Genomic DNA, 22,961 nt, shown 5'->3' with positions numbered 1-22,961 from the left:
GGGGCATGGGCTGGGATCTGGCAACGCCATTTATCATCGATCTGCAGGTGGGTGCCGAAGACATCGACGGCTTGGGGCATGCCAACAACGCGGTGTATGTCACCTGGCTCGAGCGTTGCGCCTGGCGTCATTCCCAGCGCCTGGGCCTGGACCTGAGCGAGTACCGCCGCCTGGATCGGGCCATGGCGGTGGTGCGCCACGAGATCGACTACCTGGCGGCGGCCTATGAAGGCGACGAGCTGCAACTGGCGACCTGGATCGTCGATTGGGATCAGCGCCTGAAGATGTCGCGGCGCTTCCAGCTGGTGCGTCCGAGCGACGGCACCACCTTACTGCGGGCCCAGACGACCTTTGTCTGCATCGAGCTGTCCAGCGGCAAGCCCAAGCGCATGCCGGCGGAATTTCTCGAAGGTTATGGGCCGGCGTTGCAAGGCGCGAGCTGAATCAGCTCGCGACCATCCACCCGTTGAAATACCTGCTCCCCGGCGAAACCCAGTAAACTGCCGCACGTTTTTTTATCGCGTTTTACGTTGAGTGTGATTCATGCAAATTGCTTTGGCGCCCATGGAGGGGTTGGTCGATGACATCCTGCGGGATGTGCTGACCCGGGTCGGTGGTATCGACTGGTGCGTGACCGAGTTCATCCGGGTCAACGACCAGTTGCTCACGCCGGCCTATTTCCACAAGTTCGGCCCCGAGTTGTTGAACGGCGCGCGGACCGCGTCCGGCGTGCCGCTGCGGGTGCAACTGCTGGGTTCCGATCCGGTGTGCCTGGCGGAAAACGCCGCCCTGGCCTGTGAGCTCGGTTCTGAAGTCATCGACCTGAACTTCGGCTGCCCGGCCAAGACCGTCAACAAATCCCGTGGCGGCGCGGTGCTGCTCAAGGAGCCGGAGCTGCTCAACCAGATCGTCGAGCATGTGCGGCGTGCCGTGCCTGCGCATATCCCGGTGACCGCCAAGATGCGCCTCGGCTTCGACAGCCCGGATGGCTCGCTGGTGTGCGCCACGGCGTTGGCCGAAGGTGGCGCGGAACATATCGTGGTGCATGCGCGGACCAAGGTCGACGGCTACAAGCCGCCGGCGCACTGGGAATGGATTCCGCGGGTGCAGGACGTGGTCAAGGTGCCGGTGTTCGCCAACGGCGATATCTGGAGCGTCGACGACTGGCGCCGCTGCCGGGAAATCAGCGGCGTCGAAGACATCATGCTCGGTCGCGGCCTGGTATCGCGCCCGGACCTGGCCAAACAGATCGCCGCCGCACGTGCCGGCGAGGAAGTCATCGAGATGACCTGGGCCGAGCTGATGCCGCTGATCCAGGACTTCTGGCTGCAAGCCAAGGCTCAAATGACGGCGCGCCAGTCGCCGGGTCGTTTGAAGCAGTGGCTGGCCATGTTGACCCGAAATTATCCCGAGGCCACCGAGCTGTTTACCGTACTTCGCCGAGAGACCGAGCCGGATCAAGTCTCGCGTTTGCTCGGCTTGCCGGTGGCCGAGGCGGCCTGAAAAAATCTGCAAAAAGTCTCTTGAAATGCAATCGGCGGTCCCTATCTAAGGGTTACGCGATGCCGAATTCGGGTCGCGGAGACAAAAAAACTTGCTGATTGTTTTCAGGAGATTTGAACCATGAGTACTGCATTTTCCCTCGCGCCACTGTTCCGTTCCTCGGTGGGTTTCGACCGTTTCAACGACCTGTTCGAAACCGCCCTGCGCAATGAGCCAGGCAGCACCTATCCGCCCTACAACGTCGAAAAGCACGGTGACGACCAGTACCGCATTGTCGTGGCCGCCGCCGGGTTCCAGGAAGAAGACCTGGAGCTGCAAGTCGAGAAGGGCGTGCTGACCATCAGTGGCGGCAAGCGTGACGCGAACGAAGGCGTCACCTTCCTGCACCAGGGCATCGCCCAGCGTGCGTTCAAGCTGTCCTTCCGCCTGGCCGATCACATCGAGATCAAGGCCGCCGGCCTGAGCAACGGTCTGTTGAGCATCGACCTGTTGCGGGTGATCCCGGAAGAAGCGAAAGCCAAGCGCATCCCGATCAACGGGACGCAGCAGCCAGCCCTGCAGCATTGATCCCTGCGCCGCCACACCGGCGTGTGATCAAGCGCTGAGTCGCTGAAAAAGGCCCCGACCAGTCGGGGCCTTTTTTATGCCCGGGAAAATCATCGTTCGCCTTTGCCGCGTAGTGGCGCTTTCTCTACAATCCGCCGCAGTTTTGCCGACCCCCCATTCCTCACCGGTCGGCCTGGAGCCTTTTTCATGGACGAGATACAGCAGCGCTGGCTGTGGAGCCTCTCTGCGCCGATGGTTGCGCTCAACCCTCGCGCCGGATACGACAACCCCGCGTTCTACCCCGGCTCGGACTCCATCGACCTGCAAGGCAGTTGGGGCATCAGTGACCGACGGCAGTTGCTGGGCATGCTGGAAAGGATGACTGACAACGGTCATGCCACCCACCTCGACGACGCGTATCGCGCCTGGCAGCGTTGTCTGCCGAGCGAATGGCAGGCCTTGCTCGAGACGCTCGAACCCCGTGAACGCATCCTGCACCAGTTCGCCAGCCGTACCTTTGGCGCTTGTGGCCCGGGTGGGATCCTGGCCTGGGATTACGGGCGCATGGGGTTTCTCTTGCGTTGCGGTGTGCGCAACCAGTGGATCGATCTGGCCGAGAGCCTGTGGTTGCACGGCCGGCTGGCGGTCAGGGCGCAATACCACTACGGCAGTTGGTTCGCTTATTTCAATGGATTCCTCGTTGGCCGCGCGTTCTGGGGTTGCCAGGGCAATAGCGATGACGAACTGGCTTACGAGCTGGATCGACAGGGGGAGAACCCCCTCAGCCAGATGATTGCCCGCGGGCTCGCTGAAAACATGGCGGATTGTCTGGCGGACTTGCCTTGGCACCTGGATCTCGACTTGCCGCAGCGTCCGGCGTCGCTAGAGGAGTTCGACTGGTCATGAGTTGCTGGATAAAGCTGGGCATCGACCCTACCACCGATGAAACGCTGATTCGCAATGCCTATCGGGCCCGTCTGCCGGAGCATCACCCGGAGACCGATCCCGAAGGGTTCCAGGCGCTGCGCCAGGCCTACGAAAGTGCTCTGCGGCTGGTGCGTGACAACGAGCAGGAGCTTGAGGCGTCGCAGGAGAGCGAGCCTGCGCCTGCGCAAGCCATCCTCGATTTTGATGCGCTGCTGAATGATCCGGCGCGCCGCTTCAATCCCGATGCCTGGCAGGCCTTTATCAAGGCGCTGGATCAACTGCCGCTCGGCCTGCTCGATGACTTGCGCTGGGAGTTGTTCCAGCGGACGGCCAACGCCGGGCCGCTTTCCTACCGTTGCGCGGGCCTGCTGGCCCAGCGCATGGGCTGGGAGCATCAGTTGCTGGAGCTGGGTTTCGATCAGGCCCGCCATGTCGAGGACTATCTGAACCGGATCAAGGCCCCGGACCCATTCGATACGGCGCTGATGGGGAACTGGTCGGAACCGGCGCAGACCGAAAGCCTGTGGTTCGCGCGCAGCCTCGACTTCATCTTCGACCGGCGACCGCTCCACGAGTACGAAGGCTTCGCCAGCCAACACACCTGCCTGCCGTTACCGAACGATGCAGTGTTCATTAAGCGCCTGCTGGTGCAATTCACCCAGGCCGGTATCGGTGGCCAGGGGCTGCTGCAGTTGTGCATCGAGCAGCAGCGCGAAGCGCCGGATGATGTGGACTGGCTTTACCTGTTGGCGTGCCAGAACAGCCTGCTGGGGCTGGACGATCAGGCATTGCCTTGCTGGGTCCGGCTGTGGCAGGAGCATCGTCATCCCAAGGCCGAGAGCCAATTGCTGGCGCTGTGCGCCAAACGTCAGCCGGACTTTTTGCCGCTGCTGATTCAGGCCTTTGATCGTCTGGAGAACTTCAGCGACTGGTCCACCGATCTCGCCCACGTCACCCAGGAATATGGCAGCCCTTCACAACGTCCCGAGACGCTGATCCGCTGGCTCGGTGTTGGCCGGCTCGAGCTGCAGGGGTTGGCGCAGGCCTTTATCGATTGGCGGATGAGCGGCGACGAGTTGCCCTTGCTGGCGCAGTTGCTTGGCCAGAATGCCGATACCCGGTTGTTGCGCCTGTACCGGCATGCCTGGGCCTTGCACCGTGGCGCAGCAGAGCTGTTGCAACAGGTGCTGGATGAGCCGCAGCCGCTGGATGCCCTCGAAGCCCTGGTGCTGAGCGGGTTCAAGGACCAGGCCGGGCAGCACTTGCGCTGGTTGAACCAGGCGCCGATTCCGTTGGCGATGAAGACCTTCATCGATGAGGAGTCTGCTTCGGCGCAACTGGCCGATGCGCTGACAGCCGGTGAGCCGCACCAGATCTGCCGTTTGTGGCTGCGCCGATTGCGCCCTTACGGTCATGCCGCCCTGGAGCGTATCGCCGAGTCTTTCGAATTGAGCGATATCGATGCCGCGAGCGATCTGTCGGAACTGAACCTGCTGCTGCAACTGAGCCAGCGCGGCGTCGTGTTGCCGCCACCAGGGACGGGCGAGGCGCTCTGGCACTGGTACGCCCATACGCTGTTCCTGATGGCATTGCTGGAGCAGCCGGAACGCTGGTGGCAATTGATCGACTCGCAGTGTCTGGCGCGTCTGGCGCTCAATCCGTCCCATCCGCTCAGCCGGCTGCAGCCGCAGCTTGCCCAGTTGCGGCGCGAACAGGGCGACCTGAGCGCTTTGCTCGGCTGGCTGCAATTGGACGATCCGGTGCATGCCTTGCTCGACCGGCAGTTGCTTGGCGTCCAGGAAGCGCTCGACAGTGCGCGGTTGTTGAGCAATGAGCGCCTGTTTGCATGCCTGCGCGGTGACCTGCCGGCCTTCGCGGACGATTTGCTCGGGCGCATGCTCTTGAGTGGCGTGCTGTATCACGACCCGGTGATCGATGCGCAGCAGCGTCGATACCTGCTCGACCGGATTACCGAAATCACCAACCCCCAGGACTGGTTCGACGGCTTTCGCCACGGCTTGATCAAGGGCGAGCCGCCACGGCCGCCGCATCAGACGCTGGCCGAAGACGAAGGGATCGACAGCGAGGCCTTTTACCTGGCGCTCGATGTGCTCAAGGGGCTGGTGCGTTACGGCAGTGCCGGTGTGCCACGGCAGAAAGTGCTGCTGCGCATGCAGCGGGCCAAAGACAACCCGGAGCACGGGCTTGGCCTGCGGTTTACCTTCAGCGCGCTGCTGTCCTGGAGCGAGCGTCTGTTGCTGGCCAAGGGCGACAGCCGTCCGACGCCGGCCACGGCTTTCTGGCGTCTGGGCACGCGTCTGGGGCGTGGAGCGTTCTTCTGGCAGGTGCTGGGCGCCTTGCTGGTCACGCCGCTGGCCGCGTTATTCAGCGGCACATCGCTGTCCGCGATCGTTGTGTCGTTGCTGGGCACTGTGTTTTTGCTCGGGGCGATTCTGCGTCGTCTGCATGACATAGGCCGTGGCATCCCGACCTTGCTGGTGCTGGGCGGTCTGTCGGTGTTCTTTCCATTCCTGGCGCTGATTCTTTTTGCCTTCCCTGGCGACAAACTGCCCAACCGCTATGGCATACCGCCGGACAGCGCTGGTGAAGACGCACTGCCTGGCGGTTTGCAGGCCTGCTTGCGGCGGCTCGACTGCTAGAGACGTAGTTGATCCAGCGCCTTGTTCAGCTGGGTTCGATGGCTGGCAATCTCCGCCGGTTGCTGGCCACCGAGCACGGCGGTGAAGGTGTCCAGCCAGTCGGCGATGCGCTCGCGCTCGTCGCCCAGGCTTTGCATCCACGCCCGCTCCAGGCGGGCCAGCAGGGTACGGTTGGGCAGGGCGTCGCGAGGGTGGATTTTCAGCGCGGTCAGTCGCTCATGGCTGGCCTGCCGGGATTGCGCATCGAGCCCGGTGGGGCTGCGGTCGATGCTGTGGCTATGGCGTTCGCCGCTGGCCAGCAGGGTGACGTCGACTTCGAGCAGGCCATTGATGTCATAGCTGAAACGTACGTCCAGGGACTGGATCTGTTCGCTGGGCGTCAGGGGCACGTCGAAGGAATCAATGAAAATATTGTCCCGCACCCAGGGCCGCTCGCCCTGATACACCGCAATGCGGATAAACGCCTGGTGCGGGTGCGTGGTGTAGAACTGCTGCACCCGTGACGTCGGGATCACCGTATTGCGTTCGATGATCGGCGAAAAGGCTCCACTGACCTGTTCGCCGCGACTGGTCGCAATCCCCAGGGTGTAGGGGCAGACGTCGGTCAGGATCAGTTCTTCGATGGCCCCGTCCCGGGCCTTGCAGGCGGCCTGGGTGGCGGCGCCCAGCGCGACAATCGTATCCGGGTCGAGGTGGCGGTAAGGCAGGCGCCCAAAGAGTGTGGCGACCATTTGCTGCACCGCCGGCATCCGGGTGGCGCCGCCCACCAGCACCAGGCTGTCGAGGTCGCGGGGCTTGAGGCGGGCGTCGCGCAGGGCCTGCTCGATGGGTGCTCGCAAGCGGGCCAGCAGCGGCTCCCAGATCTTCAGCGCCAGCGCTTCGTCCAGGGTCCATTCATATGACCGGTCCCCATGACGCCAACTGAGTGACTGAGTGCCGTCGGCGAGTTTGCACTTGAGCTGCTCCAGGGCGTCACCCAGGCTGGCCATGCCCTGCGCGTCGATCTGCGCCGGGGTGAGTTGCCAGTCCTTGAGGCAGGCCTGCAACAAGGCCTCGGTAAAGTCTTCGCCGCCCAGGAAGTTGTCGCCCGTGGAGGCGTGCACTTCAATCAGCGGCAGTGCGTATTCCAGCACCGTGACATCGAAGGTGCCGCCGCCCAGGTCGAAGATCAGCGTGCGTTCGAACTTCTGTTCATGCAGCCCGTAGGCCATGGCGGCCGCGGTCGGTTCGTTGATCAGCCGCGACACCGTCAGGCCCGCCAGTTCGGCGGCGAATAGAGTGCGCTTGCGTTGTTCGTCGCTGAAGTAGGCCGGCACCGAAATCACCGCTTCCTGCACCGGATGGCCGAGAAAGGCTTCGGCATCCTGTTTGAGCGAGCCGATCACCAGCGCCGAGAGTTCTTCCGGGCTGAACGGCCGTCCGCCCAGTTCGAGGCGCTTGTCGCTGCCCATGAAGCGCTTGAAGGCGGCCACCGTGCGTTCCGGGTGGGTCGTCAGGCGGGCTCGCGCGGCTTTGCCCACCAGGATGCTGTCGTCTTCATCGAGGCTGACCACCGACGGGGTGAGGACATCGCCGAGGGCGTTGGGGATCAGCTGGGCGCGGCCGTCCTGCCAGACGGCGATCAGGCTGTTGGTGGTGCCAAGGTCAATGCCCAGCAAAGCCGGGCGGGGGAGGGTTGCATCCTGCATGATCGATCTCGTGGGGCGTCACAAAAAACGCGACCCTACAGGTTGCGCCAGACACTGGCAATTGCTGTCCCGTTGATCTGTCAGGCTGGTGATTGTGTCGTCGTCCGTTCAGGCCAGCAGGGCTTTCAAGCCCTCCAGCGGCAGCGGTCGACTGTGCAGGTAACCCTGATACAGATGGCACCCCAGGCCTTGCAGGAACTCGAGCTGCTCCGCGGTTTCCACGCCTTCGGCGATCACATTCAAGTCCAGGCTGCGGGCCATGGCGACGATGGCGCGAACGATCTCCGCGTCGTTGGGGTCGTGGGTCGCATCGCGGACGAAGGACTGGTCGATCTTCAGCGCATCCACCGGCAAGCGCTTGAGGTAGGTCAGCGACGAATAACCGGTGCCGAAGTCGTCCATGGCGAAACTCACGCCGAGTTTTTTCAGGCGCCGCATCTTGCTGATGGTGTCTTCCAGGTTCTGGATCACGATGCCTTCGGTGATTTCCAGCTTCAGCAGCGAAGACGGCAGTTGGTATTGGCTCAGGCTGCGCTCTATGCGCTCGACGAAGTCGTTCTGGCGGAACTGCCGCGGGCTGATGTTCACGCACAGGCTGAAATCGAGCGGGTCCACCAGGCCTTCGGCGATCAGCTGGCTGAAGGCCTGGCAGGCTTCGTCGAGAATCCAGGTGCCGACCTCGAGGATCAGGCCGCTGTCTTCCAGGACCTTGATGAACTCGGTGGGCGATTGCGCCCCCAGTTCGGGGTGGTGCCAGCGCACCAGGGCTTCGGCGCCGACGATGCGGTTGTCGCGGGCGTCGACCTGGGGCTGGAAGTGCAGGCTGAACTCGCCCCGGGACAGGGCCAGGCGCAGGTCGGTTTCCATGCGCAGGCGCTCGCTGGCGGCTTTCTGCATGGTGTTGTGGAACATCTGGGTGGTGTTGCGCCCGGAGTCCTTGGCCCGGTACAGCGCGATATCGGCGCGCTTGAGCAGGTCGGTGGGGGTCGAGCCGTGATCGGGAATCAGGGCTACGCCTATGCTCGGGGTCACCTGCAGGCGCTGGCCGTCGAGGAACATCGGCTCGGACAGCAGTTCACGCAGGGTATCGGCCAGCTCCCGTACCTGGTCGCTGACTTCGCTGCGGCTGCCCTCCAGGCCGCTGAGCAGGACCACGAACTCGTCGCCGCCCAGGCGCGCCACGGTGTCTTCCATGCGCACGCTGGCTTCGAGGCGCGCGGTGACGATCTTCAGCACGGTGTCGCCCACCGGATGGCCGAGGGAGTCGTTGATGTGCTTGAAATGGTCCAGGTCGAGAAACAGCAGGGCGCCGCGCAGGTTGTGGCGCTTGAGCAGGGCGATCTGCTGGCTCAGGCGATCCATCAGTAGCGCGCGGTTGGGCAGGTTGGTCAGCGGGTCGTGGTAGGCCAGGTGGCGAATCTGCGCCTGGGCATTTTTCAGCAGGCTGACATCCCGCGCGGTGAGCAGCAGGCAGGCGGTTTCGTTGAGGGTGATGGGCTCGACCGAGACCTCGACCGTCAGGATCTCTCCGCGCTTGTTGCGGCCGAGCATTTCCAGGTGATTGACCCGACCTTTGAGCTGTAGCTCGGCAAGCAGGATCGAACGCTGTTTTTCCTCGGCCCAGATGCCGACCTGATACACGGTGCGGCCGATCACTTCCTCGGCGCGGTAACCGGTCAGCCGGCAGAAGCCGTCGTTGACCTCCAGGTAGCGCCCGGTGTCGCGCTCGGTGATGGTGATGGCGTCGGGGCTGGAGTGGAACGCCTTGGCGAACTTCTCTTCGCTGGCCTTGAGCGCGGCCTCGGAGCGTTGTTGCTGGGTGATGTCGCGCAGCGTGGTGACAATGCAGGGTTGTTTGTCGACGGTGATCTGCCGGCTGGAAATGATGCAGGTCAGGGGTTGCCCGTCCTTGTGCCGGACCAGCACCGCGACGTTGTTCAGCGCCTGTTCGCGGATCACCTGCTCGACCCGTTGCAGGCGCTGCGCGGAATCGTCCCAGAGACCGATTTCGTCGGCGCTGCGGTTGAGCACTTCGTCGACGGTCCAGCCGAAGGTCTGGGTGAAGCTGGAGTTGATTTCGATGAACTGCCCGGTTTCCTGGAGCGTGACGCAGATCGGGTCCGGGCTGACCTGGAACAGGCTGGCGAACTTCTCCTCGGATGTCACCAGGCGTTGCTCGCGCTCGACCTGTTCGGTGATGTCCAGCAAGGTCCCGGCCATGCGCAGCGGGTTGCCTTGCTCATCGCGGTAGAGGCGGGCACGGCTTTCCAGAAAGCGTGACGAGCCATCGGCCAGCTGTACGCGGTAGGTCAACTGATAATTGCCGGCCGGGCCTTCGCGCAGGCTGCGGTAGGCATCGCGCATGCTGTTGCGCTCTTCGTCGGGCACACCCTCGAAAAACGCATCGAACGACTCGTGGAACGGCATCGGCTCCAGGCCATGCAGCTGTGCGGCGCGGGCCGAGCCGTAGAGCATGCCGCTGGGAATGTGCCAGTCCCAGGTGCCGAGCTGGGCCGAGTCCAGCGCCAGGTCGAGGCGCTCCTGGCTGTCCTTGAGGGCCTGTTCGGCGCGCTTGCGTTCGCTGGTGTCGAGGAAGGTGCTGAGCAGGTAGGCCTGGCCTTCCAGCTCGACTTTCTGGGCGCTGAGGATGCCATCGTGAATCTGCCCGTTGCTGGCGCGCAGTTGCACCTCGAGGGTGGCGGCCTGGCCGCGCTTCTGCACCGCCTTGACCATTTGCGCGCGTTGTTCCGGGTCGACCCACAGGCCCAGTTCGAGGGTGGTGCGGCCGATGACGTGCTGCAGCGGCCAGCCGAAGAGGATTTCGAAGTACTGGTTGGCCTCGCTGATCAGGCCATCTTCCAGGCGGGTCAGCAGCACCATGTTCGGGCACAGGTGAAACAGCGTGGCAAAGCGTTTTTCCGAGCTGCTGAGGGCCTGTTCCCGCTGGCGTTGGTGGGTGATTTCGCGAATCACCCCGATCATCCGCGGCTTGCCGTGCTTGTCCGGCAGCACGCTGCCATTGATTTCCAGCCAGTGCAGGCTGCCGTCGGGCCAGCGGATGCGGTGATGCATCGCCTGCTCCAGCGGCGCGCCGGCCAGTACCGAATGGAAGGCGCGAATGGTTTTGGCGCGATCTTCCTCGGGCAGCAGGTCGAGGTATTCCAGGTCTTTGGGCAGCGGCTGGCGCGGATCGAAGCCAAACAGCGCCTGGGTGCCCCGCGACCAGCTGATTTGCCCGCTTTCGATGTCCCAGTACCAGGCGCCCAGTCGTGCGCCATTGAGTGCGGCGAGCAGTTGCGGGGCGCTCTCCCAGCTTTGCTCCGACTGCTTGGGGTCGAGCGCGTGAATGCGCGGCATGGGCGGTAGACGGTCAGCGGGTTTGGGCATGAGCAGCGGGCCTTGGGCTGATAAGAGCGTTAGGCGCGGGTTCAGGCAATCAAGGAGGTGGCATAAGTCTTGCCGGGACGCTTACGCCTTGGTCCCTGGCCAATCGACTTGTGCATCCAGTAAGGCCATGAAAGCCCGCGCAGCATTCGACAGCGTCCGTTCGGTATGCAGGATATAGCCTAGCTGGCGAGTGAGCTGTATGCCCGGTAAAGGAATGCGCGCCACCTGCTCATCGAGCATGGTGCGGGGCAAGACGCTCCAGGCCAGGCCGATGGACACCATCATCTTGATGGTTTCCAGGTAGTTAGTGCTCATGGCGATGTTCGGGGTCAGGCCCTGGGCCTCGAACAGGCGCTGGACAATATGGTGGGTAAAGGTGTTGCCACCGGGAAATACCGCCGGATGCAGGGCAACATCGGCCAGGCTGACCGTGCCGTTGCTCACCAGCGGATGCTCGGGGGCGGCGACGAAGTCCAGCGGGTCGTTCCACACCGGCGTGGCCTTGACCAGCGCATGGGGCTCGGGGGCCAGGGTGATCACCGCCAGTTCGGCGCGACCGTGGAGGATCTCTTCGTAGGCCACTTCCGAGTCGAGAAACTGGATGTCCAGGGCCACTTCCGGGTAACGCCGGGTAAAGGCGCGCAGCAGGGGTGGCAGGCGGTGCAGGCCGATATGGTGGCTGGTCGCCAGGGTCAGGCGACCGGTGACTTCGCCGGTCAGGTTGGTCAGCGCCCGGCGGGTGTCGTCCAGTACGTTGAGGATCTGATAGGCCCGCGGCAGCAGGGCGCGTCCGGCCTCGGTCAGGCCCACTTCGCGGCCCAGGCGATCGAACAGCCGCACATTGAGTTGTTGCTCAAGGCCGGCGATGCGCTTGCTGATGGCTGGCTGGGTCAGGTGCAGGCGTTCGCCGGCTCCGGAGAAGCTGCCGGTTTCGGCAATCGCGATAAAGGCATTGAGGTTGGCCAGGTCCATGGTCGCATTCCAGTTGGTTATCCAAAGTATAAAAAATATGAATTTGAGTTATTTAATGTAACGCCATAGCATCAGCCTCACAAGCCAAGGGGTTATTGACCGGTGTCAGAGACCCGCGGCATAGAAAATGATGAGGAACCGTCTGATGGCCGGCAAAACGCTCTACGACAAGCTCTGGGATTCGCATTTGGTCAAGCAGCGCGACGATGGCTCGGCGCTGATCTATATCGATCGTCACATCATCCACGAAGTGACTTCGCCGCAAGCCTTCGAAGGCCTGCGCCTGGCCGGGCGCAAGCCTTGGCGCATCGATGCCAACATCGCGACCCCGGACCACAACGTACCGACCACGCCGGAGCGCAAGGGCGGCATCAGCGCCATCGCCGACCAGGTCTCGCGTTTGCAGGTTCAGACCCTCGATGACAACTGTGACGAATACGGCATCGTCGAATTCAAGATGAACGACGTGCGCCAGGGCATCGTTCACGTCATCGGCCCGGAGCAGGGCGCGACCTTGCCCGGCATGACCGTGGTCTGCGGCGACTCCCATACCTCGACCCACGGTGCCTTTGGCGCCCTGGCCCACGGTATCGGCACCTCCGAGGTCGAGCACGTGCTCGCCACCCAGTGCCTGGTCGCCAAGAAAATGAAAAACATGCTGGTGCGGGTCGAGGGCAAGTTGCCATTTGGCGTGACCGCCAAGGACATCGTCCTGGCCGTGATCGGCAAGATCGGCACGGCCGGCGGTAACGGCCATGCCATCGAGTTCGCCGGCAGCGCGATTCGCGACCTGTCCGTCGAAGGCCGCATGACCATCTGCAACATGTCCATCGAAGCCGGCGCCCGCGTGGGCCTGGTGGCGGCGGACGAAAAGACCGTGGAATACGTCAAGGGTCGTCCGTTCGCACCCAAGGGCGCGGAATGGGACCTCGCCGTCGAAGCCTGGAAAGACCTGGTCTCCGACGCCGACGCCAAGTTCGACACCGTGGTCGAGCTGGATGCCGCACAGATCAAGCCGCAAGTCAGCTGGGGCACTTCGCCCGAGATGGTGCTGGCCGTCGATCAGAACGTGCCGGACCCGGCCAAGGAAATGGACCTGGTCAAGCGCGACTCCATCGTCCGTGCCTTGAAATACATGGGCTTGACCGCCAACCAGGCGATCACTGACATTCAGCTGGACCGGGTATTCATCGGTTCCTGCACCAACTCGCGGATCGAAGACCTGCGTGCTGCGGCCGTCATCGCCAAGGGCCGCAAGGTGGCCTCGACCATCAAGCAGGCCATCGTGGTCCCGGGTTCGGGTCTGGTGAAGGCCCAGGCGGAGTCGGAAGGCCTGGACAAGATCTTCCTCGAGGCAGGCTTCGAATGGCGCGAGCCGGGTTGCTCGATGTGCCTGGCGATGAACCCGGACCGTTTGGAGTCCGGCGAGCATTGCGCCTCGACCTCGAACCGCAACTTCGAAGGTCGGCAGGGTGCCGGTGGGCGTACTCACCTGGTCAGCCCGGCCATGGCCGCGGCCGCCGCCGTCAACGGTCGTTTCGTCGACGTCCGTGAATTGATCTAAGGAGCGCAGCATGAAAGCTTTCACCCAGCACACCGGTCTTGTCGCGCCTTTGGATCGTGCCAACGTCGACACCGATCAGATCATTCCCAAGCAGTTCCTCAAGTCGATCAAGCGCACCGGCTTCGGCCCGAACCTGTTCGACGAGTGGCGTTACCTGGATGTCGGCCAGCCGTACCAGGACAACTCCAAGCGTCCGCTGAACAAGGACTTCGTGCTCAACGCCGAGCGTTACCAGGGCGCCAGCGTGTTGCTGGCCCGGGAAAACTTCGGTTGCGGCTCCAGCCGTGAGCACGCCCCTTGGGCGTTGGAAGAATATGGTTTTCGCAGCATCATCGCGCCGAGCTATGCCGACATCTTCTTCAACAACAGCTTCAAGAACGGCTTGCTGCCGATCATCCTCAGCGACGCTGACGTCGATGAACTGTTCCAGCAGGTCGAGGCCGAGCCGGGCTACCAGCTGCAGATCGATCTGCAGGCCCAGACCGTGACCCGTCCCGATGGCAAGGTGTTGAAATTCGAGATCGATGCGTTCCGCAAGCATTGCCTGCTCAACGGCCTGGACGATATCGGCCTGACCTTGCAGGATGGCGACGCGATTGCCGCTTTCGAGGCCAAGCATCGGGCCAGCCAGCCGTGGTTGTTTCGCGACGCCTGATCGGCGTTAAAGTGACGCAGTGATCGCGAGCAAGCTCGCTCCGGCAGGAAAGGACACACAACCTGTAGGAGCGAGCTTTTTGCTCGCCGGAACCGCCAAAAAAGCCATGGCGGTTTGATATTCGGGCCAGCGCTTCGTTCTTTACAGGTGAACGGACGCCGCAGGCCAGGCAACAGTATTTTTCCGGGCGTGCCGACCAGCACACCGACAGAGCAAATGAGGAAAGCATGAGCAAGCAGATTCTGATTCTCCCAGGTGACGGTATCGGCCCGGAAATCATGGCCGAGGCGGTCAAGGTGCTGGAGCTGGCCAACGCCAAGTACAGCCTGGGTTTCGAGCTGAGCCACGACGTGATCGGTGGCGCGGCCATCGACAAGCACGGCGTGCCGCTGGCCGACGAGACCCTGGATCGTGCTCGGGCAGCCGACGCGGTCCTGCTGGGCGCCGTGGGCGGCCCGAAATGGGACAAGATCGAGCGTGATATCCGCCCTGAGCGCGGCCTGCTGAAGATTCGCGCGCAACTGGGCCTGTTCGGCAACCTGCGTCCGGCGATCCTTTATCCGCAACTGGCCGATGCTTCCAGCCTCAAGCCGGAAATCGTCTCTGGCCTGGACATCCTTATCGTCCGCGAGCTGACCGGCGGTATCTACTTCGGCGCGCCACGTGGCACCCGCGAGCTCGAAAACGGCGAGCGTCAGTCCTACGACACCCTGCCGTACAGCGAGAGTGAAATCCGCCGCATCGCCCGTGTCGGCTTCGACATGGCCCGTGTGCGCGGCAAGAAGCTTTGCTCGGTGGACAAGGCCAACGTCCTGGCGTCCAGCCAGCTGTGGCGCGAAGTGGTCGAGCAGGTGGCCAAGGATTACCCGGATGTCGAGCTGAGCCACATGTACGTCGACAACGCCGCCATGCAACTGGTGCGTGCGCCGAAGCAGTTCGACGTGATCGTCACCGACAACATGTTCGGCGACATTCTTTCCGACGAAGCGTCGATGCTCACCGGTTCCATCGGCATGCTGCCGTCGGCGTCGCTGGATGCCAACAACAAGGGCATGTACGAGCCATGCCACGGTTCGGCGCCGGACATCGCCGGGCAGGGCATCGCCAACCCGCTGGCGACCATTCTGTCGGTGTCGATGATGCTGCGTTACAGCTTCAACCTGAACGACGCGGCGGATGCCATCGAGCAGGCCGTGAGCCTGGTACTGGACCAGGGATTGCGCACTGGCGACATCTGGTCGGCCGGTTGCACCAAGGTGGGTACGCAGGAAATGGGCGATGCAGTAGTCGCCGCGCTGCGGAATCTGTAATCTTTCGGGCCCACCGCTCAGACGGTGGCCCACTTTTGTATAGGTGTAGTTGCGATGAAACGTGTAGGTCTGATCGGTTGGCGCGGTATGGTCGGTTCCGTGCTCATGCAGCGGATGCTGGAAGAGCAGGACTTCGATCTTATCGAGCCGGTGTTTTTCACCACTTCCAATGTCGGTGGCCAAGGCCCGTCCGTGGGCAAGGACATTGCTCCGCTCAAGGACGCTTACAGCATTGAAGAGCTGAAGACCCTCGACGTGATTCTGACCTGCCAGGGCGGCGACTACACCAGCGAAGTCTTCCCCAAGCTGCGCGAAGCCGGCTGGCAGGGCTACTGGATCGATGCCGCTTCCAGCCTGCGCATGCAGGATGACGCGGTGATCATCCTCGACCCGGTGAACCGCAAGGTCATCGACCAGCAGCTGGATTCCGGCACCAAGAACTACATCGGCGGCAACTGCACCGTCAGCCTGATGCTGATGGGCCTGGGCGGCCTGTTCGAAGCCGGTCTGGTGGAATGGATGAGCGCCATGACCTACCAGGCGGCGTCTGGTGCCGGCGCGCAGAACATGCGTGAACTGATCAAGCAGATGGGCGCGACCCACGCCGCCGTGGCGGATGACCTGGCCAACCCGGCCAGCGCCATCCTTGACATCGACCGCAAGGTCGCCGAAGCCATGCGCAGCGATGCCTACCCGACCGAGAACTTCGGCGTACCGCTGGCCGGCAGCCTGATCCCGTGGATCGACAAGGAACTGCCGAACGGCCAGAGCCGCGAAGAGTGGAAGGCCCAGGCCGAGACCAACAAGATCCTCGGTCGCTTCAAGAGCCCGATCCCGGTCGACGGCATCTGCGTGCGCATCGGCGCCATGCGCTGCCACAGCCAGGCGCTGACCATCAAGCTGAACAAGGACGTGCCGATCGCCGATATCGAAGGGTTGATCAGCCAGCACAACCCTTGGGTCAAGCTGGTACCGAACCAGCGCGACATCAGCATGCAGGAGCTGAGCCCGACCAAGGTTACCGGCACCCTGAACATCCCGGTGGGCCGTCTGCGCAAGCTGAACATGGGCTCGCAGTTCCTCGGTGCGTTCACCGTCGGCGACCAGCTGCTGTGGGGCGCCGCCGAACCGCTGCGCCGCATGCTGCGGATCCTGCTCGAGCGTTGATCCTCTGATGCGTTGAAAGAGCCCGCTCCTTGCAAGAGGCGCGGGCTTTTTTATGTCGGAGCCGCTGCTGATTACTGGCTATGAGCATGTTTGCGAAAAGTCTGATGTGTCAGGTCTGATAAATTGCCTCGCCCCCAAGCGCCGGGTAAAGTGCCGCTCCCCCCGTTTCGCCAGAGGTAGCACCATGAACCAGTCCTTCGATATCGCCGTGATCGGTGCCACCGGTACTGTCGGCGAAACCCTCGTCCAGATTCTCGAAGAGCGCGATTTTCCGATCGCCAACCTGCACCTGCTGGCCAGCAGTGAGTCGGCGGGGCATTCGGTGCCGTTTCGTGGAAAAAATGTGCGGGTGCGCGAGGTCGACGAGTTCGATTTCAGCAAGGTACAGCTGGCGTTTTTCGCTGCCGGCCCGGCGGTGACCCTAAGCTTCGCCCTGCGGGCCACGGCGGCCAATTGCGCGGTGATCGACCTGTCGGGCGCATTGCCTTCGGCCCAGGCGCCGAATCTGGTGCCGGAAGCCAACGAGCGCGTGCTGGCTGGCCTGAAGAAGCCCGTTCAACTGAGCAGTCCCAGCGCCGCGGCCACGTCGCTGGCGGTAGTCCTGGCGCCCTTGCAGGCATTGTTCGAGATCCAGCGGGTCAACCTGACCGCCAGCCTGGCGGTGTCCACCCAGGGCCGCGAAGCGGTAACCGAACTGGCACGGCAGACCGCCGAACTGCTCAATGCGCGCCCATTGGAGCCACGCTTCTTCGACCGGCAGATGGCCTTCAACCTGTTGGCGCAGGTCGGCACGCCCGACGAGCACGGTCACACCCTGTTGGAAAAACGCCTGGTCCGGGAGTTGCGCGAGGTGCTGGCGCAGCCTTTATTAAAGATTTCTGTCACTTGTGTTCAAGCCCCGGTGTTTTTTGGCGATAGCTATAGCGTGACTCTGCAGTCAGCCACGGCGATCGACCTGGACGCGGTCAATGCCGCGCTTGAAGCGGCGCCCGGCATCGAGCTGGTCGAGGCGGGCGACTACCCGACCGCGGTGGGCGATGCGGTCGGGCAGGATGTGGTCTACGTTGGTCGGGTGCGCGGGGGGATCGACGACCCGGCGGAACTTAATCTCTGGCTGACGTCAGATAACGTACGCAAAGGGGCTGCGCTCAACGCGGTGCAGCTGGCTGAGTTGTTGATAAAAGACCTTCTGTAAAAGATACTTGGCAACAATTTGCAGAATGATTCTAGCTGGGCGCTATGCTTGGCTGGTTGCTGGAGGTGAGCTGTCGTCGCGCTCTTCCAAGGCATGCAGACATAATCGCGCGAAGCGGCCCTTCAGGCCGCACGCAATGCCTTACGGCAGCGCTACAACACCTTCTCGCTGGCCGAGGAATGTTCAAACAAAGGATGAGGCTATGGTTCAAGTTCGCAAACTGGTGTTAGCAATAGCGGCCGCGTCGGCGCTGTCCTCCGGTATGGCGCAGGCGCTTGGGCTCGGGGAGCTGACCCTGAAGTCGACTCTGAACCAGCCACTGGTCGCAGAAATCGAGTTGCTGGACGTCAAGGATCTCACCGCCGCCGAGGTGGTGCCGAGCCTGGCCTCGCCTGAAGATTTTGCCAAGGCGGGCGTCGATCGCCAGGCCTTTCTCAATGACCTGAGCTTTACCCCGGTGCTCAATGCCAACGGCAAGAGCGTGCTGCGGGTCACTTCGAGCCAGCCGCTCTCCGAGCCGATGGTCAAGTTCCTGGTGCAGGTGATGTGGCCCAATGGCCGTCTGCTGCGCGACTACAGCGTCCTGCTCGATCCGTCCAAGTTTTCCCCGCAAACCGCTGAGGCGGCCGCGCAATCCGCGGCGCAGGCTCCAGCGGTTGCCGCGCCGGTCACCGGTGCCAACAAACCTGCCCAATACACCACCTCGGCCCGCGACACCCTCTGGGAAATCGCAGCCAAGGCCCGTAATGGCGGTTCGGTCCAGCAAACCATGCTGGCCATCCAGGCGCTGAATCCGGATGCCTTTATCGACGGCAACATCAACCGGCTGAAAACCGGACAGGTATTGCGCCTGCCCGATGCCGTGCAGAGCACCAGCCTGCCGCAGCCACAAGCGATCGCCGAGGTCGCCGCGCAGAATACGGCGTGGCGTCAGGGGCGTCGCCTGGCACCACGCGGCGCTCAGCAGCAACTGGACGGCACCCGGCGCGCCGGTGCGGACAAGGCGCCTGCACAAGGCGCGGTCAAGGATAATCTGAGCCTGGTGTCTGCCGAGTCGGGCAAGGCGCGGGGCAAGGGTGCGGCTGGCGATAGCCAGGCGCTGAGCAACAAGCTGGCAGTGACTCAGGAAAGCCTCGATGCGGCCCGTCGCGATAATGCCGAGCTGAAAAGCCGCATGACGGATCTGCAGAGCCAGCTGGACAAGCTGCAACGCCTGATCGAATTGAAGAACGACCAGTTGGCCAAATTGCAGGCGGAAGGGGCGGGTGCCGTGGCGCCAGCACAACCGACCGCGGCCATGCCGGCGCAACTGGCCGAGCAGCCGGCGACCCCGGCAGCGCCAGTGACCGATCCTGCGGCAGCTGCGGGCGAGGCCCCGGCTGAAGCGGCCCAGGCGCAAGCGCCGGCGTCCGATGAAGGCAAATTCAATGACTTGCTGACCAACCCGATCCTCTTGGGGCTGGCGGGTGGCGGGGCAATCTTGGTGCTGTTGTTGCTGCTGTTGCTGGCTCGTCGCCGCAAGGCTCAGCTGGAAGCAGAAAAACACCTGCGCATGGCGCGTGCCCTGTCCGAAGAGGCTGAGCTGTCCAAGGACCTGGATCTGCCGGAAAGCAGCTTCGAAGGCCTTGAAGTTCCACCGCCGAGCGTCAAGCTGGCTCCAGCTCCAGCTCCAGCTCCAGCTCCAGCTCCAGCTCCAGCTCCAGCCGTGGCGCCTATGGTGACCGCGGCGCCGGTGGCTGCTGCGGTCGAGCATCCGGTCGATGTGCTGGATCAGGCCCAGTCCCATATCGATGGCGGTCGCCTGAACCAGGCGGCGGCGATCCTGGAGGAGGCCGTCAAGCTGGAGCCACAGCGTAGCGAGTTGCGTTTGAAGCTGATGGAAGTCTATGGCCATCAGGGCGATCGCAGCGCTTTTGTGGCCCAGGAACGTCAGCTGGTGGCCAATGGCAAGAACCACGCTGAAGTCGAGCAACTGAAAAGCCGTTTCCCAGCAATGGCTGCGGTGGCGGCTGCAGGTCTCGGCGCGGCTGCTGCAGCGGCCGCGCTGGATGCTCAATACGTCAAGGAACTGTTGCTCGACGAGCCACAGGAGCCTGCGTCGGCAGCGGCTGTCGACGACCTGGATACCGATTTCGATCTGAGTCTGGACGATCTGGAGGCGGCCTCTCCAGCGGCACCGGCTGCTCCTGCTGCTTCGACTCAAGCTGAGCCCGAGCTGGACGACTTCCCGCTGGATGACGACCTGAGTTTCGAGTCGGTGCTGCAGCAGCAAACCGAAGCCAAGGAAAGCCTGGACGACCTGTCGGATTTCGACCTGGATCTGGGTGAGGACCTGCCTGCTGCGGCGCAAGCCGATGAGGATTTCCTTCTCAGCCTGGATGACGACCTGAAGGATCTGCCGGCTGCCGAAGTGCCGACGGTGACCGAAGCTGCGCTCGACGATCTTGAACTGCCTGCGGACTTCGACTTGTCCCTGGCGGACGAGATGGATGCCCAGCCCGCTGCCAAGGATGCTTTCGCGTCCGAGCTGGACGATGTCAACGCCGAGCTGGATCGCTTGTCGCAAAGCCTTGAGCAGCCGGAATTGGCCGAGCCGACCTTTACCGCGGAAGACGCCGCGGGCAGTGCTGACGAAGGGGATTTCGATTTCCTTTCCGGCGCCGACGAAGTGGCGACCAAGCTCGATCTGGCCCAGGCCTACATCGACATGGGCGATAACGATGGCGCGCGGGACATTCTCGGCGAAGTCATCAGCGAAGGTAACGACGGTCAGAAAAGCGAAGCCAAGGAAATGCTCGCGCGTCTGGTCTGAGTCAGCGGTAGCAGCAAAAAAACGGCAGCCATCGAGGCTGCCGTTTTTGTTTCCGGGTCAATGACAGTGCTTGTGCTGTCAGGCCAACAGGTCTTCGTAGAAGGCGCCGAACGACCGGGCAGGGTGGGCGATCTGGATTTCCAGAATCCACAGGCCGACGTTGGGGCACGCCTCGAAGTTGCCCAGGTCGCCCGCTCGATAAATGGCATGGGGGAAGTCGCTGACCCGGTGGCCCTTGATCTCCAGATTCAGCACCCAGCCCATGGCGCTCGCCTGTTCTTCGGCATAGCGATACAGGGCGGGGCCGGCCACCTTGTGCTCGCTCCAGTGATCGCGGACCCGTTCGAACAGGGTTTGGGCTGCTGCGGCGCAGGCTTGCATCTCGGGATCGTTGCCAATGACGAAGGTCGCGCCGCAATCGCCTTCGTGGCAGTTCCAGACCACCCCCAGGTCGATAAAGAAGATGTCATTGTCGCCCAGTACCGGATCGCCTTCGGAGCGTTGCTTGAAGGTCTTCAGGGTGTTTGCGCCAAAACGCACCAGCGCCGGATGCCAGATCCTGTCCATGCCCAGCTCTGCAAGCACCTCCAGCCCCAGCGCGCGAGCCTGGGACTCGAGCATGCCTGGCCGGATGCGTGCGGCTATCTGGGTGATGGCTTCCCAGGTCTTGTGCTTGGCGTGAAGCATGCCCTGCAGGGTATAGGCGAGGCCCACGGCCTCCTTGTTGATGGCGGTCATTGGTCAGGTCCCGGTCGAGTGGATTTATGCTTATCGCTATATATTTGTCTATATAGCGTTGGTCCCGGTTTTCACGCAATCCTGTTTACGCCCGCCGGCGCATAATCGGCAAACCTCAACTAAAAGCGGGCCGCGCATGGCGTCTGTCTGCGCGCGCCTTATAATGGCCGCCTTTGCGCATATCAGCAGGCTGTAAGTTCTTGGCAAATATAGATAACGCGGCCGCCGAAATGGCGGCCGCAGGCTTTTTCAGAATCGCGTTGGGTGTCGAATACAAGGGCTCGCGTTATCGCGGCTGGCAGCGTCAGGCTTCCGGTGTCCCGAGTGTCCAGGAAACCCTCGAAAAGGCGCTGTCCCGGGTGGCGGATTCGCCGGTGCTGCTGTCTTGCGCCGGGCGTACCGACGCCGGCGTGCACGCCTGCGGGCAAGTGGTGCACTTCGATACCCAGGCCGAGCGTTCGATGAAGGCGTGGGTGATGGGGGCCAATATCAACCTGCCCCACGACATCAGTGTGAGCTGGGCCAAGGTCATGCCGGCGCATTTTCATGCGCGGTTCAAGGCGATTGCCCGCCGCTATCGCTACGTGATCTACAACGACCAGATCCGTCCGGCGCACCTGAACGAGGAAATCACCTGGAACCACCGCCCGCTGGATGTCGAGCGGATGGCCGAGGCTGCCCAGCATCTGGTGGGCACCCATGATTTCAGCGCATTCCGCGCCGGGCAGTGCCAGGCCAAGTCGCCGATCAAGGAAATCCACCATCTGCGGGTCACCCGGCACGGCAAGATGATTGTCCTGGATATCCGCGCCAGCGCGTTCCTGCATCACATGGTGCGCAATATCGCCGGGGTGCTGATGACCATCGGCGCGGGCGAGCGTCCGGTCGAGTGGGCCAGGGAAGTGCTGGAGAGCCGGATTCGCCGCACGGGCGGGGTGACGGCGCATCCTTTCGGGCTGTATCTGGTGCAGGTCGAGTACCACGATGAGTTCGAATTGCCCGAGCGATACATCGGGCCACATTTCCTCACCGGCTTCTCGGAACTTGACGGCTGACGCCCGGAAAAGCATTTGCTACCATCCGGGACTTTCCCCGGATTTGCCCTGAGGTTTAAACGACATGTCAGCCGTTCGCAGCAAAATTTGTGGGATTACCCGCATTGAGGATGCGCTGGCGGCGGTCGAGGCCGGGGCCGATGCCATCGGGCTGGTGTTCTACGCCAAGAGCCCGCGGGCGGTAAGCGTCCAGCAGGCGCGGGCAATCATTGCCGCGCTGCCGCCGTTCGTGACCACCGTGGGCCTGTTCGTCAATGCCAGCCGCTGCGAGCTGGGCGAGATCCTCGATGCAGTACCGCTGGACCTGTTGCAGTTTCATGGCGATGAAACGCCGGCGGACTGCGAGGGCTATCACCGGCCCTACATCAAGGCGCTGCGAGTCAAGGCCGGCGACGATATTGCCGGCAGTTGCGCAGCATATGCGCGGGCCAGCGGCATTCTGCTCGATACCTATGTCGAGGGCGTGCCCGGTGGAACCGGTGAAGCCTTCGACTGGTCACTGGTACCGCAAGGCTTGAGCAAGCCGATCATCCTGGCCGGTGGTTTGACTGCCGAGAATGTCGGCCAGGCGATAGCGCAGGTTCGCCCCTACGCGGTGGACGTCAGTGGCGGGGTGGAGCAGAGCAAGGGCATCAAGGATCACGCAAAGATTCGCGCATTTATGCAGGCCGTTCGCGGCAGCTGTTAGTCGATGTGACGGCTGGCAGTCTGCCGCCGTCCATAACACCACTGTACAAAACAGGCCGGCACCGTCGCTGGGCGGGCCGAAATCGAAGTGGCAA

General features: G+C 63.0%; 17 protein-coding genes. 13 read left to right on the top strand and 4 right to left on the bottom strand.

Annotated features, from left to right (window positions below; translation table 11 throughout):
• Positions 1 to 5 precede the first annotated feature (5 nt).
• The 5 genes from PVZ78_RS15900 to PVZ78_RS15880 all read left to right on the top strand — a co-directional run bounded on the left by PVZ78_RS15900 (position 6) and on the right by PVZ78_RS15880 (position 5,636).
• Positions 6 to 443: an acyl-CoA thioesterase gene (locus PVZ78_RS15900; RefSeq protein ID WP_009048091.1), complete on the top strand. Its 438-nt coding sequence runs from the start codon at positions 6 to 8 to the stop codon at positions 441 to 443.
• A gap of 100 nt (positions 444 to 543) precedes the next feature.
• Positions 544 to 1,503, top strand: a complete 960-nt coding sequence (locus tag PVZ78_RS15895; protein WP_273828939.1) for a tRNA dihydrouridine synthase — start codon at positions 544 to 546, stop codon at positions 1,501 to 1,503.
• A 120-nt stretch (positions 1,504 to 1,623) separates the two neighbouring features.
• Positions 1,624 to 2,070: an Hsp20 family protein gene (locus PVZ78_RS15890; RefSeq protein WP_038580533.1), complete on the top strand. Its 447-nt coding sequence runs from the start codon at positions 1,624 to 1,626 to the stop codon at positions 2,068 to 2,070.
• A gap of 186 nt (positions 2,071 to 2,256) precedes the next feature.
• Positions 2,257 to 2,955: a DUF1266 domain-containing protein gene (locus PVZ78_RS15885; RefSeq protein ID WP_016704918.1), complete on the top strand. Its 699-nt coding sequence runs from the start codon at positions 2,257 to 2,259 to the stop codon at positions 2,953 to 2,955.
• Entirely contained in the window at positions 2,952 to 5,636 is a 2,685-nt protein-coding gene (locus tag PVZ78_RS15880) for a DUF805 domain-containing protein (protein WP_273828938.1), read from the top strand. The genes PVZ78_RS15885 and PVZ78_RS15880 overlap by 4 nt, the downstream gene beginning before the upstream one ends.
• On the opposite strand, the gene PVZ78_RS15875 is transcribed toward PVZ78_RS15880, so the two are convergent.
• From PVZ78_RS15875 to PVZ78_RS15865, 3 genes are all read right to left on the bottom strand, one after another.
• Entirely contained in the window at positions 5,633 to 7,324 is a 1,692-nt protein-coding gene (locus tag PVZ78_RS15875; protein ID WP_273828937.1) for a molecular chaperone HscC, read from the bottom strand. The two genes, PVZ78_RS15880 and PVZ78_RS15875, sit on opposite strands and share 4 nt — an antisense overlap.
• Positions 7,325 to 7,432: 108 nt before the next feature.
• Positions 7,433 to 10,711, bottom strand: coding sequence for an EAL domain-containing protein (locus tag PVZ78_RS15870; RefSeq protein ID WP_009048096.1), 3,279 nt, complete (start codon positions 10,709 to 10,711; stop codon positions 7,433 to 7,435).
• An 81-nt stretch (positions 10,712 to 10,792) separates the two neighbouring features.
• Positions 10,793 to 11,683: a LysR family transcriptional regulator gene (locus PVZ78_RS15865; RefSeq protein WP_009048097.1), complete on the bottom strand. Its 891-nt coding sequence runs from the start codon at positions 11,681 to 11,683 to the stop codon at positions 10,793 to 10,795.
• A 145-nt stretch (positions 11,684 to 11,828) separates the two neighbouring features.
• Between PVZ78_RS15865 and leuC the strand changes: the two genes are divergently transcribed.
• The 6 genes from leuC to PVZ78_RS15835 all read left to right on the top strand — a co-directional run bounded on the left by leuC (position 11,829) and on the right by PVZ78_RS15835 (position 20,386).
• Positions 11,829 to 13,247: a 3-isopropylmalate dehydratase large subunit gene (gene leuC / locus PVZ78_RS15860; RefSeq protein WP_009043027.1), complete on the top strand. Its 1,419-nt coding sequence runs from the start codon at positions 11,829 to 11,831 to the stop codon at positions 13,245 to 13,247.
• 10 nt (positions 13,248 to 13,257) lie between these two features.
• On the top strand, positions 13,258 to 13,902 hold the full coding sequence (gene leuD, locus PVZ78_RS15855) for a 3-isopropylmalate dehydratase small subunit (RefSeq protein WP_273828936.1): 645 nt from the start codon (positions 13,258 to 13,260) through the stop codon (positions 13,900 to 13,902).
• Between the two features lie 227 nt (positions 13,903 to 14,129).
• Entirely contained in the window at positions 14,130 to 15,212 is a 1,083-nt protein-coding gene (leuB, locus tag PVZ78_RS15850; protein WP_273828935.1) for a 3-isopropylmalate dehydrogenase, read from the top strand.
• Between the two features lie 54 nt (positions 15,213 to 15,266).
• On the top strand, positions 15,267 to 16,379 hold the full coding sequence (asd, locus tag PVZ78_RS15845; protein WP_007921989.1) for an aspartate-semialdehyde dehydrogenase: 1,113 nt from the start codon (positions 15,267 to 15,269) through the stop codon (positions 16,377 to 16,379).
• A 184-nt stretch (positions 16,380 to 16,563) separates the two neighbouring features.
• Positions 16,564 to 17,574: an aspartate-semialdehyde dehydrogenase gene (locus tag PVZ78_RS15840; protein WP_257374363.1), complete on the top strand. Its 1,011-nt coding sequence runs from the start codon at positions 16,564 to 16,566 to the stop codon at positions 17,572 to 17,574.
• Positions 17,575 to 17,776: 202 nt separating this feature from the next.
• The gene (locus PVZ78_RS15835; RefSeq protein WP_210532789.1) at positions 17,777 to 20,386 is read left to right on the top strand and encodes a FimV/HubP family polar landmark protein; all 2,610 of its coding nucleotides are present in this window, start codon (positions 17,777 to 17,779) and stop codon (positions 20,384 to 20,386) included.
• Positions 20,387 to 20,464: 78 nt separating this feature from the next.
• On the opposite strand, the gene PVZ78_RS15830 is transcribed toward PVZ78_RS15835, so the two are convergent.
• Entirely contained in the window at positions 20,465 to 21,124 is a 660-nt protein-coding gene (locus PVZ78_RS15830) for a M24 family metallopeptidase (RefSeq protein WP_273828934.1), read from the bottom strand.
• Positions 21,125 to 21,354: 230 nt separating this feature from the next.
• Between PVZ78_RS15830 and truA the strand changes: the two genes are divergently transcribed.
• On the top strand, positions 21,355 to 22,179 hold the full coding sequence (gene truA, locus PVZ78_RS15825) for a tRNA pseudouridine(38-40) synthase TruA (protein ID WP_016704910.1): 825 nt from the start codon (positions 21,355 to 21,357) through the stop codon (positions 22,177 to 22,179).
• Positions 22,180 to 22,243: 64 nt separating this feature from the next.
• A complete protein-coding gene (locus PVZ78_RS15820; RefSeq protein ID WP_016704909.1) occupies positions 22,244 to 22,867 on the top strand; it encodes a phosphoribosylanthranilate isomerase in 624 nt (207 codons plus the stop codon).
• The last annotated feature ends 94 nt before the right edge of the window (positions 22,868 to 22,961 follow it).

Source organism: Pseudomonas sp. SBT1-2, from assembly GCF_028640875.1.
In the GTDB taxonomy this organism is placed as follows: domain Bacteria; phylum Pseudomonadota; class Gammaproteobacteria; order Pseudomonadales; family Pseudomonadaceae; genus Aquipseudomonas; species Aquipseudomonas chlororaphis_I.
Note: the sequence above shows the minus strand (reverse complement) of the source record. Positions and strands in the feature narration are given on the sequence as shown.

What these genes read in the sequence shown, in the direction of transcription:
- PVZ78_RS15900 (WP_009048091.1), top strand. Translation starts at nt 6, where the DNA reads ATGGGCTGGGATCTGGCAACGCCATTTATCATCGATCTGCAGGTGGGT.
- PVZ78_RS15895 (WP_273828939.1), top strand. Translation starts at nt 544, where the DNA reads ATGCAAATTGCTTTGGCGCCCATGGAGGGGTTGGTCGATGACATCCTG.
- PVZ78_RS15890 (WP_038580533.1), top strand. Translation starts at nt 1,624, where the DNA reads ATGAGTACTGCATTTTCCCTCGCGCCACTGTTCCGTTCCTCGGTGGGT.
- PVZ78_RS15885 (WP_016704918.1), top strand. Translation starts at nt 2,257, where the DNA reads ATGGACGAGATACAGCAGCGCTGGCTGTGGAGCCTCTCTGCGCCGATG.
- PVZ78_RS15880 (WP_273828938.1), top strand. Translation starts at nt 2,952, where the DNA reads ATGAGTTGCTGGATAAAGCTGGGCATCGACCCTACCACCGATGAAACG.
- PVZ78_RS15875 (WP_273828937.1), bottom strand. Translation starts at nt 7,324, where the DNA reads ATGCAGGATGCAACCCTCCCCCGCCCGGCTTTGCTGGGCATTGACCTT.
- PVZ78_RS15870 (WP_009048096.1), bottom strand. Translation starts at nt 10,711, where the DNA reads ATGCCCAAACCCGCTGACCGTCTACCGCCCATGCCGCGCATTCACGCG.
- PVZ78_RS15865 (WP_009048097.1), bottom strand. Translation starts at nt 11,683, where the DNA reads ATGGACCTGGCCAACCTCAATGCCTTTATCGCGATTGCCGAAACCGGC.
- leuC (WP_009043027.1), top strand. Translation starts at nt 11,829, where the DNA reads ATGGCCGGCAAAACGCTCTACGACAAGCTCTGGGATTCGCATTTGGTC.
- leuD (WP_273828936.1), top strand. Translation starts at nt 13,258, where the DNA reads ATGAAAGCTTTCACCCAGCACACCGGTCTTGTCGCGCCTTTGGATCGT.
- leuB (WP_273828935.1), top strand. Translation starts at nt 14,130, where the DNA reads ATGAGCAAGCAGATTCTGATTCTCCCAGGTGACGGTATCGGCCCGGAA.
- asd (WP_007921989.1), top strand. Translation starts at nt 15,267, where the DNA reads ATGAAACGTGTAGGTCTGATCGGTTGGCGCGGTATGGTCGGTTCCGTG.
- PVZ78_RS15840 (WP_257374363.1), top strand. Translation starts at nt 16,564, where the DNA reads ATGAACCAGTCCTTCGATATCGCCGTGATCGGTGCCACCGGTACTGTC.
- PVZ78_RS15835 (WP_210532789.1), top strand. Translation starts at nt 17,777, where the DNA reads ATGGTTCAAGTTCGCAAACTGGTGTTAGCAATAGCGGCCGCGTCGGCG.
- PVZ78_RS15830 (WP_273828934.1), bottom strand. Translation starts at nt 21,124, where the DNA reads ATGACCGCCATCAACAAGGAGGCCGTGGGCCTCGCCTATACCCTGCAG.
- truA (WP_016704910.1), top strand. Translation starts at nt 21,355, where the DNA reads ATGGCGGCCGCAGGCTTTTTCAGAATCGCGTTGGGTGTCGAATACAAG.
- PVZ78_RS15820 (WP_016704909.1), top strand. Translation starts at nt 22,244, where the DNA reads ATGTCAGCCGTTCGCAGCAAAATTTGTGGGATTACCCGCATTGAGGAT.